This is a genomic window from Halomonas sp. 707B3 (genome assembly GCF_024158645.1).
Lineage (GTDB): Bacteria > Pseudomonadota > Gammaproteobacteria > Pseudomonadales > Halomonadaceae > Vreelandella > Vreelandella lionensis.
The window spans coordinates 1-11577 of record NZ_JAMZBE010000116.1 but is presented as its reverse complement, the minus strand read 5'-3'; the positions used below and the strand labels follow the sequence as shown (position 1 = coordinate 11577).

Sequence of the window (11577 nt, the reverse complement as noted above, 5' to 3'; positions counted from 1 at the left end):
CCGCCGTTGCCGTTGAGCTCATGGATTAAACACTCACCGCAGCATCACACAGTACAATTCCCATCCGCGTCTTGGCAGCCACTATGCCAAGGCGCGCATATCTTCTTTATGATCGCGATCACTCGATTCAGCGCTTGCCATTGCCTGCCAATCCAACTGCTCCAGAGGCTGCTCCGCCTCTTCGTCATCATGTACGTCAGGTACTGGGGCCTCCTCAACAATACGGAACTGCCCCGCATACTCACGCATCTGCAGCGCTTCTTGGGTTAACCCCTCGGCGCTTTGTGCCGTTTGGTTGACCAGGCGCATCGTATCTTGAGTCGTCGCGTCGATTTGCGTGACAGCAACGTTCACTTCTTCAATACCGCGACGCTGCTCTTCAGAGGCTTTGGCCATTTGAGCCATCAAGTGCTCAACCTGAGTCGCCGCTTGCATGATTGCCCGAGTGTGCTCGCCTGCCTGTTGAGAAAGTTCGCTACCCTGCTCAACGCTTTTACTGGAGGCCTCAATACGTGCACGAATATCGTGAGCAGCATCGGCACTGCGCGTTGCCAGCGCCCTAACTTCACTAGCCACTACAGCAAATCCGCGTCCATGCTCGCCAGCCCGCGCCGCCTCTACAGAGGCGTTCAATGCCAAAATATTGGTTTGGAACGCAATGCTTTCGATCACCTTGATAATGCTTTGAATTTCTTCGGAGTGCTCGTTGATAGACTGCATGGTGGCAATAAACTGAGCGATCACTTCATCGCCCTGCTGCGCTTTATGAGACACGTCGGTGGTAGAGCGATTTACATGCGCTGCGCTTTCCGCGTTTTGATTCACCGTCGCTGTGAGCTGCTCAAGGCTCGCGGCCATCTGCTGAAGCGCCGATACTTGAGAATCGGTTTGTCCAGCCAACTGCTGGCTTTGTGTTGCCATGGCTTGGCTATCGCTATACACCTGCTGGCTGCTGTTATTGAGGTGATTCACGGTGGTGGTTAACGAGCGCTGCATATTCGCCAGCTCGCTAAACAGCAGGCCAATTTCATTATTGGCGTGCGCTTCCACCGGGGAGGATAAATCGCCCTTGGCAATACGCTTGAAGTGTTGAGTAATAACCCGCAGCGGCCGCAGCACGTTACGACGTACCCCCCACACCACCACGCCTACCACCAGCAGCGCCAGCACGACGACCCCAACTACGCCCATGAAGAGCAGCGATGAGACGTTCTCGAAACGCTCAGACAAGCCAGCGCCACGGGCCACCGAATAGCCGTAAAACGCTTCTGCGGTGTTAACAAACTGCTGACTGCTATCATCAACCCGAGATTCGCCAGAAAGAAAGCCGCGCACATCGCGCTCTTCTAGCATCATCATCTGCAGGCTAAGGTTGTTATTTACCAGGGATTGAAAATTGCTCGCCAACTGGCCGACCAGCTCGGGCTGCTCCCCCTCCGGAAAGCTCGCTTGGAAAGCTTCAAAATGCGTGGCCGCCGATGCCAGCAACCGATCCGACTCTTCCAGAAGCGGCTCTGGACGATCAAACGAGGGAGTGCGAATCAGCTCAGCTGCCCGATTCATCTGTACCCTGGCACGCAACAGCTGTGTGTAAGCGCTATTTAGCTCGCGCACCTGAGCCATGTCGCGCTGCTGCATCGATGTAAAGGCATCGCGGCCAAACTGGTTGGCAAAAAGCCCTAAGCCACCAATGGCGAGCACAAGGCCAGTAAAAGTCACGAGTACCAGCGTCCAACTCGCCTTGACGCTTAAATTATTGATAAATTTCATGGTGCACCCCGTCGAGATAGAAATGATCAGCTTTTTTGCAGCGGTAGCCACAGCTGTAAACGTCGGCGGATCTCGAACAGCGCCTGCTCGTAAGCGTCCAACTTACTGATCAGACGAGGGTCACGGATGTCCCAGAATAGAATTTCGCCTGCTTTCCCTTGCCAATCGCGGCACGCCTGCTGAGCTTTGTCACACAGCACGATCACTACGTCGAACGTTTCGTTCTCGAACTGATCCAGCGACTTACTGTGCAGCCCATCTGTCGAAAGACCCTGCTTTTTTAAGGCTTCAAGGGTTAGCGCATGGGGCTCATCGGGTTCAGAGCCTGCACTGAAGGATTCGAAGCGATCACCGGCCATATGGCGAAGTAGCACTTCTCCCATGAGAGAGCGCGCAGAATTGGCATTACAGAGAAAGAGCACGCGACGCTTCGACATAAATAAACAACCTCTTATTTAATTTTACAGCCCAACCATACACCCAGATGATGACGGCAATATTGCAACCTGAACGGCCTGCTAGAAATATACGATAAAACATATATCATAAGTGTTATTGATCGCATTTACTCACTAAGGAGCCCTCATGGCCCTACTTGAGGATTTACCCAACCTAGACCCTGCACTCTTCCGCACGCCCAGTCTAGACTCGCTAGGGCTGCCGTCCTCTACACAACCTGCCCCTAAGATTTTGCTGCTGTACGGATCCCTACGCGAGCGCTCATTTAGCCGCTTGGCGGTCGAAGAAGCCGCCCGCCTGCTGAACGCGATGGGCGCTGAAACACACATTTTTAATCCGCGCGGCCTGCCGCTTCCTGATGCCGAAGATGCCGAAGATGCCGAAGATGCCGAAGATGCCGAAGATGCCGAAGATGCCAGCCATCCTAAGGTGGAAGAGCTGCGCTCCCTAGCACAGTGGGCAGATGGGATGGTGTGGTGCTCGCCAGAGCGTCACGGGGCGATGACAGGCATTATGAAAGCACAAATTGATTGGATACCCCTGGCGTTGGGCGGCGTACGCCCTACCCAAGGCAAAACCCTGGCCGTGATGCAGGTCTGCGGTGGTTCACAATCTTTTAACACGGTGAACCAGCTGCGCATTTTGGGCCGCTGGATGCGCATGGTGACGATCCCTAACCAATCGTCCGTACCCAAAGCCTTTATGGAGTTCGATGACAACGACCGCATGAAGCCCTCGCCGTTTTATGATCGCATCGTGGATGTCATGGAAGAACTCGTAAAATTCACTCTACTGGTACGAGAGCGCAGCGACCTGCTCACCGACCGATACTCAGAGCGTAAAGAGAGCGCCGAAGAGCTCTCCAAGCGCGTTAACCAGCGGGCCATCTAATCAAGGAGCGAGCATGTCACATCAGGAGCAAGCAGCCCCCAGCAGTGCTGACATGGGGCTTTTCGAACGCTATCTGTCGCTTTGGGTCGCCGCTGCGATTGTGGCCGGTATTGCGCTAGGCCAGTGGGCTCCCGCCATTCCCGAGGCTCTTTCACACTTTGAATACGCGCAGGTGTCGATCCCGATCGCCGTACTGATATGGGCGATGATTTTTCCCATGATGGCGCAAATTGACTTTAGCGCGATCGCTGGCGTGCGCCGCCAGCCAAAAGGGCTGGCCATCACCACCACGGTGAACTGGCTCATCAAACCCTTCACCATGTTTGCCCTGGCATGGCTATTTTTTATGGTGATTTTTAAACCTTGGATCCCTGATGCGCTGGCCAGCCAGTACCTTGCGGGGGCCATTTTGCTGGGCGCTGCGCCCTGCACGGCGATGGTCTTCGTCTGGAGCTACCTAACGCGGGGCGATGCGGCCTATACGCTGGTACAAGTCGCCCTCAACGACCTCATCATGCTGTTTGCCTTTGCGCCGATCGTGGTCTTGCTGCTGGGTATTTCCAATATTCAGGTACCCTGGGATACGGTGCTACTGTCGGTAGTGCTCTACATCGTCATTCCCCTGGCGGCAGGCTACCTCACGAGGAAAACCCTTATCGCTAAGCGCGGTGCCCAGTGGTACGACAACGTCTTTATGAAGCGCATTGGCCCGGTCACGCCGATGGGTCTGATCATTACGCTGGTCCTGCTTTTCGCGTTTCAAGGCGATGTCATTCTGAACAATCCACTGCATATCGTATTGATCGCCATTCCGCTAATTCTGCAGACGTTTTTGATCTTCTTCATTGCCTATGGCTGGGCGAAAGCGTGGCGCGTACCGCACACTATTGCTGCACCTGGGGCGATGATTGGTGCCAGCAACTTTTTTGAGCTTGCCGTGGCCGCCGCCATTGCGCTGTTTGGCCTGCAATCGGGCGCTGCTCTAGCAACGGTGGTGGGTGTACTGGTAGAGGTACCGCTGATGCTGGCCCTGGTGCGCATTGCCAATAACACGCGTCAGCACTTCCCTACTCATGCTTAAGGAGCCTGCTTGATGGCGCACTATTTGATTTTTCTCGGCTCGACCAGAACGTCAACGCCTCCCGCGCCCGCCCGCCTGGGCGAGCGGGTAGCCAAAGCGTGCTTGCAGTTACTCAGCGCACAGCGCGATACGACGGCGGAGATTATTGACCCGCTCTCACTCGATTTGAGCGGCCCGTTTAAACCGCATTTTGCCTACTCCGCCTCTACGGTTCCGGATGATCTGGACGCCCTGGCAATAAAAATTGATCAAGCAGATGGCTACGTCATGGTCAGCCCTGAGTACAACCACGCCATGAGCCCAGCACTGAGTCATTTACTGAATCACTTTGGCGCGTCGCTATTTGCGTTTAAACCCAGCGCCATCGTCACCTACTCCATGGGCCAGTGGGGCGGCACCCGCGCTGCGGTGAATATGCGTTCGTTTCTATCTGAGCTGGGCTGCTTGCCTGTCTCAGCGATGATACATATCCCAAAGGCTCATGAAGCCCTCGATAGCGATGGGCAATTTCGTGCAGAGCAAGAGCGCTGGGAAGGCTATTTTGGCCGCACGCTAGCACAGTTGATATGGTGGGCAAACGCGGCCAAAGCGCACAAGGCCAAGCAAGATCCTACTAGCCTATCGCCAGCTATTAACCAAACACCCTCTCAGCGTGACGCCCCTTAATGTCAGTCACTATCTACCACAACCCCAACTGCGGCACATCGCGCAACACGCTGGCCATGATCAAAGCCTCAGGGGAAGATCCTGACGTGATCCACTACCTGGAAACGCCGCCCAGCCGAGAGCGGTTGGTAGCGCTGCTGGCGATGATGAAGCTGCCACCGCGAGAACTGCTGCGCCGCAAAGGCACGCCTTACGATGAGCTCACATTGGATGACCCTACGTTAAGCGATGATCAGCTTATCGACGTCATGCTGGCACATCCGATCCTCATCAATCGCCCTATCGTTATCACACCCAAAGGCGCAAAACTCTGCCGACCTTCCGAACAGGTATTGGCGCTGCTGAAGCGGCCAGTGGCGCACTTTGTGAAAGAGGATGGTGAGCATGTTGACTACCCACCCACGTAAGAGGCGCTCAAGAAGCGATGGACCCGATCATTGAAATAGAAGAAAAAGCTGCCGCTTTTATCAAGCAACAAGGGGGCGTGGTCACGGTACGGTTTTCACCCCGTCACGGCTGCTGCGGAGGCACGTCGCGCATCGCCATCGCCGAGACGTCTGCCCCCAAAGAGACCTCAACGTTTGAATGCCACCAGCTGCAAGGAGCGACGCTCTGGATAGCCCCGGAGCTTACCCATCAGGGCTTACGACTCCGGGTGGAAGGGTGGTGGAAGCTGCAGCGGCTATTCGTCGATGGTGCCCCGCTACGCGCTGGGCACTAGGACACGCCCGCGCCGTGAATCGGCATGGTGCACATCGCTCACGCTGCCTGCTTAGGCAATGCAAGGGCCATCATAGAGCTTGCCGCCACCAAGGCAGCCGCCACCCAAAGGCAGGCACTCAGGCCGTATTCCATGTAGAGCCACCCGGAGAGCAGCGTGCCGACCAAGCGCCCCATGGCATTGGCCATATAGTAAAACCCTACGTCCATCGAGACGCCGTCAGCGCGGGCATAGTGAACGATCAGATAACTGTGCCAACTGGAGTTCACGGCAAACAGCACGCCAAACGCCAACAGGCCCACCACCAGCCAGCCCACCTGCGCCAAGGGAAGTAGCGCTAGCACAATGGCCAAAACGGCCAGGGCGGCGGCCCAGCCAGCGGTGATGGTTCTCGCATCGCCTTTTAGTAAGGCAGTGAGCTTCGGCGCTTGGGTTTGCACTCCGCCGTACCCAATAATCCAAGCCGCTAATAGACCGCCCACGGTCCAGTGGCTCCAGCCGTGCTGATCATAAAGAAAGACCGGCAGCGCCACGACAAACCACACATCACGAGAAGCAAACAGACAAAACCGCGCGGCAGAGAGCACGTTGATAGCACGGGATTTTGAAAAGATCTCGGAGAACTTGGGTTTGACTTTTTGCTTGCCCAAATCCGCCTTGAGGCGCCAGAGCGATAGTAGCAGCACAGCACCCAGCATGATGGCCATGGCAATGACCGCCCCACGAAAGCCAATCAGCGTGAGCAGCACACCGCCAACAAAAAAGCCCAGGCCTTTCAGGGCATTTTTAGAGCCGGTCAACATAGCGACCCAGCGGTATAAGGCGCTGTTGGCATTGGCACTCGTGGCCGGCACCAGCACCTTCACGGCGCTTTTAGCGCTCATTTTATTGAGGTCTTTGGCAATGCCCGACAGCGCCTGGGCGGCCATTACCCACACAACGGTCAACATACCAGCAGGGACCATTAGCATGGCGAGCGCCACAATTTGCAGCCCTAGCCCCACATTCATAGTGCGGTTCAAGCCCAGTCTCGCCCCTAGCCAGCCGCCCACCAAGTTCGTTACCACGCCAAACGCTTCATAGAACAGAAACAGCATGGCGATTTGCAGCGGCGAGTAGCCGAGCTGGTGGAAATACATTACCACCAGCATCCGCAGCGCCCCGTCGGTAATGGTGAACGCCCAGTAGTTGCCGGTAATCAGCATGTACTGGCGCACCTCGAACGGTAGCGCCCTGACTTTATCCAGCAGCGATTCAGCCACGGCCAACCGGCTCCCCACCCACCATACGTGCCAGCTCGGCGGTACGATTGGCGTAACCCCACTCGTTGTCGTACCACGCGTAGAGCTTTAACTGAGTGCCGTTCACCACCATGGTAGAGAGGGCATCAATAATTGAGCTGCGCGGGTCGGTGCGGTAGTCGATCGATACCAGCGGGCGCTCTTCATAGCCCAGAATGCCTTTGAGGGGGCCATCGGCGGCAGCCTTGAGCACTTGATTCACCTCCTCGACGGTCACTTCCCGCTCAAGCTCGAACACCATATCGGTGAGAGATGCGTTAGCCAGCGGTACGCGAATCGCGTGGCCGTTTAGCTTGCCTTCAAGCTCAGGAAAAATCGCCGTAATGGCTTTCGCTGAGCCCGTGGTGGTGGGGATTAGGCTCATACCGCAGGCGCGGGCCCGGCGCAGGTCTTTGTGGGGTGCATCCAAAATGGTTTGGGTATTGGTAATGTCATGCACGGTGGTCATGGAACCGTGACGAATACCAAAATGCTCAAGAATCACTTTGACGACCGGCGCTAGGCAGTTAGTGGTGCAGCTAGCGGCCGTGACAATACGGTGCTTGGCTGGCTCAAACAGGTGGTCGTTCACACCCACCACCACATTGAGCACGCCCTCCTCTTTCACCGGCGCACTCACCACTACGCGCCCAACGCCTTGATCCAGGTAGGCCTGTAGCTTGTCGGTACTTTTCATTTTACCAGAGCACTCGATGACCACATCGCAGCCCGACCAGTCGCTCTCTACAATGGTTTGATGGGCACTAAAGGCCACCTCATGACCATCAATGACAATAGCATCCTGACGCGCCGTCATGCCCTGCCCTGGCATCCATTGGCCGTGGACGGAATCAAACTCCAATAAATGGGCAAAGGTGGCCGCATCACCACCAGGGTCGTTAATACGCACCAACGCCACCTCGCCTGCCGCCACCTGCGGCCAAAGGCTGCGCAGCGCTAAACGTCCAATACGGCCAAATCCGTTAATACCGATGCGAAGTGACATAGGTCGACCCTCCAAATGTGCAATAAAGCCAAAGCCTATCGCTTATATACGAAAAATCATATATTGGTAGATAAAAAAACGCTGCTTGGAGGCCCGCTACGGTAGCGGGCCAACAAGCAGCGATCTATTTAGCCGTAACGGCCAGAAATATAGTCTTCGGTTTTCTTCTGTGCCGGGGTCGAGAACATCACTTTCGTGTCGTTATACTCGATGATTTCACCCAGGTGGAAGAACGCCGTGTAGTCCGCCACGCGCGCCGCCTGCTGCATGTTGTGCGTCACGGTCACGATGGTGAACTGCTCTTTCAGCTTATCCATCAAGTCTTCGATGGTGGCCGTGGAGATCGGATCCAGTGCTGACGTCGGTTCATCCATCAAAATGACGTCAGGCTGTACAGCGATCGCCCGAGCAATGCACAAACGCTGCTGCTGACCACCAGAGAGCGAGGTGCCCGGCTCTTGCAGCTTATCCTTCACCTCGTTCCACAAACCGGCATCGCGCAGGGCTTTTTCCACTAGCTCATCCTGGTCGGCTTTACGGCTCACCAAATCGTGCATACGCGGTGCGTAGGCGATGTTCTCGTAGATAGATTTCGGGAACGGGTTCGGCTTCTGGAACACCATCCCTACCCGGCGGCGCAGCGCCACTTCATCCATCTTGCCAGCATTCACATCCTGGCCGTCCATCTCTACCAGACCTTCAATATGCACGCTGGGAATCAAGTCGTTCATACGGTTCAAGCAGCGCAAAAAGGTCGACTTACCGCACCCCGAAGGGCCAATCAGCGCGGTCACATTCTTCTGAAACAGGTCGATATTCAGCCCTTTCAACGCTTGGCTCTTGCCGTACCACAGGTTGAGGTCGCGAACACGAATGCTGAGATCGTGGCATGCTTGCTCATTACGTGTGTAAGGCTGGCCAACATCTGGTGTATGCTGCTGATTCATAACGGGTGCTTGGCTATTCATAAAGTGTCCTCTTGGGCGCCGGCTTACCAGCGACGCTCGAATTTCTTGCGTAGCACAACGGCAAAGGCGTTGAGCGAAATCAGCACAGACAGTAGCACTAGGATGCCACCAGCGGTTTTTTCAACGAAAGCCTGTTCCGGCTCACCTGACCAGGTAAAGATCTGTGCAGGCATAACAGTTGCTGCCTGAGTAAAGGAAGCGCCCACATCCGGAATAAAGGCCACCATCCCCACAATGATCAGCGGTGCAGTTTCACCCATGGCCTGGGCCAAGCCGATAATCGAGCCTGTCATGATACCGGGCATCGCCAGCGGCAGAACGTGGTCGCGCACCACTTGCCAGCGCGAGCAGCCTACACCAAATGCCGCGTGGCGAATGGAATCCGGCACGCTACGCAGAGCGGTACGGGTGGCAATAATGATGACCGGAAGCGTCATCAGCGCCAGCGTCATACCACCTGCCAACGGTGATGAGCGCGGCACGCCGAAGAAGTTGATGAAAATCGCCAGACCCAGCAAACCAAACAGAATTGACGGAATCGCTGCCAGGTTGTTGATATTGATCTCAATAATCTGGGTAAAACGGTTATCCGGGGCAAACTCTTCCAGGTAAATAGCCGTCATCACGCCGATGGGGAAAGAGATCAACAGCGTCACGATCATGGTCATGATGGTACCGACCACCGCCGACAAGATACCGGCGTTCTCGGCGATTTTCGAATCCCCCGAACCGAAGAACGTTTTGTTGAAACGCAAATCAACCTGACCTGCAGCAACGCGCTCATCAATCTCCGCTTTTTCTTCGTCGCTTAGACGGTTCCGATGCCCTTTCAGGTACTGGTCCACTTCGCTGGTGGCTAGCATCCAGCGCTGCTCAGAGGTGCCGATCATTTCTGGGTTGTTGCGCAGCTGTAGCGGAATAACGCGTACCACCGTGCGGCTAATAAGTGGTATCAAATCCTGGTCAAACGCTTGGCGGCCATCGCGGCTCGCTTCTTCAGTGTAGCGAACTTCGGTATTGATATAAGCCTGCTGAAAAGCAGGTAGGCCTTTGCTCAGCATGTCAGCAAAGAACAGCACTAAGAATAGTCCTGCTAAGCCCAGCGCGCCCATGGAGGCCCACTTCAGGCGTGCCGACTTACGGTGACGCCGCTTAAGCTGCTGGCTGATCTCGTCAAAAGAGTGGCTCATCGAATCAGTTCCTCGGCGTTACAGGTTGTTCACGCGGTATTTTTCGCGGAAGCGGCGAATCATTAACACAGATACCAGGTTGAGCGTCAGGGTCACGACAAACAGCACAAGACCCAGCGCGAATGCAGAGAGCGTTTCGGCACTCTCGAACTCTTGGTCGCCAGTCAGCGATGCCACAATGCGTACGGTCACGGTGGTCATATCTTCTAGCGGGTTGGCCGTTAGGTTCGGGCGCATACCGGCCGCCATCACCACAATCATGGTCTCGCCCAGCGCTCGGGACATGCCCAGCAGTGCGGCAGAGATAATACCGGGCAGCGCCGCAGGTATAACCACGTCACGGATGGTTTCACCTTTCGTCATCCCTAGTGCCAGCGAGCCTTGGCGCATGCTGTCAGGTACGGAGTTGATCACGTCATCAGAGAGCGACGAGATAAACGGGATGATCATGATGCCCATCACGATGCCAGGGGCAACGGCGTTGTTATAAGAGGCATCCAGGCCAAAGAAGCCGGCGATGTTGACGATGATAGGCGCAACGGTAATGGCGGCGAAGAAGCCGTAAACCACCGTGGGAATACCTGCCAACACCTCGAGCACTGGCTTAGCGATCGTACGCACCCGCTGAGGAGCATACTCGGACATATAAACAGCTGACAGCAAGCCGATAGGCACTGCCACCAACAGCGCAATGGCAGTGATCATGAAGGTACCCGCGAACAGCGGTACCGAGCCAAATTCAGCGCTGCTACCGTCACCGCGTCCGGCGGCGGCTAGGAAGCTAGCCCCGGGGTTCCAAGTAGTGCCAGTAATGAAGTCCCAGAAGCTGTGCATTTGGAAAAAGCGCAGAGCTTCCGAGATGATCGAAAACAGAATACCGAAGGTAGTGAAGATCGAGATCATCGCCGCGCCGGTCAGCACCCAACGAATCACCCGTTCAATAGCCTGACGAGCATGAAAATGTGGCTTCACTTGAGCCACACCAACTGCCAAACCAGCCGCAGCGACCACTAAACTCGCTGCCAGCAAATACATTGGCGGAATATCCGCTCCTAACAACAGTAGCAGCAGTGAACCCAGCGCCCCCACCAGCACCGCAGGCCCTGCCGTTGAGAGAACAGCAAACCACGCATACTGATCAGGCTGTGCATACATCGCCGTGCCAGAAGCACGCACTCGCGCAGCCTTCGCTCGACCTACAAAAAAGGCCACTAGCCCAAGCAGCAAGAGCACTGTGCAAAAGAGTAAAAGTAGCTGGTTAGTTTGCATCGAATTTCTCTCGCATCACCTAATGAAATCGTGTTGGCTGCTACTTTGGATTAAAAACATGACAGCAATATGACAAAGGCAGCACACCCCAAAACAAATGGCCGGTAGCATTCGCTACCGGCCATGTACTCGCTATGTGCTAGCGATTATTTCAGGTCAGCCGCCACCAGCTTGGTGCGGTCAGCCACTTTCTGACGCGATTGCTCACGCTCTGATTCCGGCAGCGGAATCAGGCCGAGGTCGATCAGGTAACCATCGTCACCGATCATCTGATCT

At 55.5% G+C, this 11577-nt stretch carries 12 protein-coding genes; 5 read left to right on the top strand and 7 right to left on the bottom strand.

Translation table 11 applies throughout. From position 1 onward, the window contains the following. Positions 1-81: 81 nt before the first annotated feature. Both BIS10_RS14000 and BIS10_RS13995 read right to left on the bottom strand, forming a co-directional pair. Complete coding sequence (locus BIS10_RS14000; protein ID WP_083024649.1) at positions 82-1770, bottom strand: methyl-accepting chemotaxis protein; 1689 nt, start codon at positions 1768-1770, stop codon at positions 82-84. A 26-nt stretch (positions 1771-1796) separates the two neighbouring features. Further along, positions 1797-2207, bottom strand: coding sequence for an arsenate reductase ArsC (locus tag BIS10_RS13995; protein ID WP_083024519.1), 411 nt, complete (start codon positions 2205-2207; stop codon positions 1797-1799). 148 nt (positions 2208-2355) lie between these two features. Here BIS10_RS13995 and arsH point away from each other — a divergent pair, with 148 nt between their 5' ends. Genes arsH through BIS10_RS13970 form a run of 5 tightly spaced genes read left to right on the top strand, consistent with a single transcriptional unit; the run spans position 2356 to position 5588 of the window. Then, positions 2356-3120, top strand: a complete 765-nt coding sequence (gene arsH / locus BIS10_RS13990; protein ID WP_253506034.1) for an arsenical resistance protein ArsH — start codon at positions 2356-2358, stop codon at positions 3118-3120. Between the two features lie 13 nt (positions 3121-3133). After that, positions 3134-4201, top strand: a complete 1068-nt coding sequence (gene arsB / locus BIS10_RS13985) for an ACR3 family arsenite efflux transporter (RefSeq protein WP_253506032.1) — start codon at positions 3134-3136, stop codon at positions 4199-4201. A gap of 12 nt (positions 4202-4213) precedes the next feature. Further along, complete coding sequence (locus BIS10_RS13980) at positions 4214-4867, top strand: NADPH-dependent FMN reductase (protein ID WP_083024522.1); 654 nt, start codon at positions 4214-4216, stop codon at positions 4865-4867. Continuing rightward, complete coding sequence (gene arsC / locus BIS10_RS13975; protein WP_083024524.1) at positions 4867-5274, top strand: arsenate reductase (glutaredoxin); 408 nt, start codon at positions 4867-4869, stop codon at positions 5272-5274. Before BIS10_RS13980 ends, arsC begins: the two co-directional genes overlap by 1 nt. Positions 5275-5291: 17 nt before the next feature. After that, the gene (locus tag BIS10_RS13970) at positions 5292-5588 is read left to right on the top strand and encodes a CC/Se motif family (seleno)protein (RefSeq protein WP_083024525.1); all 297 of its coding nucleotides are present in this window, start codon (positions 5292-5294) and stop codon (positions 5586-5588) included. Positions 5589-5626: 38 nt separating this feature from the next. Here BIS10_RS13970 and arsJ read toward each other — a convergent pair whose 3' ends face one another. The 5 genes from arsJ to pstC all read right to left on the bottom strand — a co-directional run bounded on the left by arsJ (position 5627) and on the right by pstC (position 11301). Further along, positions 5627-6793, bottom strand: a complete 1167-nt coding sequence (gene arsJ, locus BIS10_RS13965) for an organoarsenical effux MFS transporter ArsJ (protein ID WP_253506036.1) — start codon at positions 6791-6793, stop codon at positions 5627-5629. A gap of 49 nt (positions 6794-6842) precedes the next feature. Next, positions 6843-7874 (bottom strand): ArsJ-associated glyceraldehyde-3-phosphate dehydrogenase, encoded by a 1032-nt coding sequence (locus tag BIS10_RS13960; protein WP_083024527.1) that lies wholly within the window; start codon positions 7872-7874, stop codon positions 6843-6845. A 128-nt stretch (positions 7875-8002) separates the two neighbouring features. Next, positions 8003-8842, bottom strand: a complete 840-nt coding sequence (pstB, locus tag BIS10_RS13955) for a phosphate ABC transporter ATP-binding protein PstB (RefSeq protein WP_253506030.1) — start codon at positions 8840-8842, stop codon at positions 8003-8005. Between the two features lie 23 nt (positions 8843-8865). Continuing rightward, positions 8866-10032: a phosphate ABC transporter permease PstA gene (gene pstA, locus BIS10_RS13950; RefSeq protein WP_253506028.1), complete on the bottom strand. Its 1167-nt coding sequence runs from the start codon at positions 10030-10032 to the stop codon at positions 8866-8868. Between the two features lie 18 nt (positions 10033-10050). After that, positions 10051-11301 (bottom strand): phosphate ABC transporter permease subunit PstC, encoded by a 1251-nt coding sequence (gene pstC, locus BIS10_RS13945; protein ID WP_253506026.1) that lies wholly within the window; start codon positions 11299-11301, stop codon positions 10051-10053. Between the last annotated feature and the right edge of the window lie 276 nt (positions 11302-11577).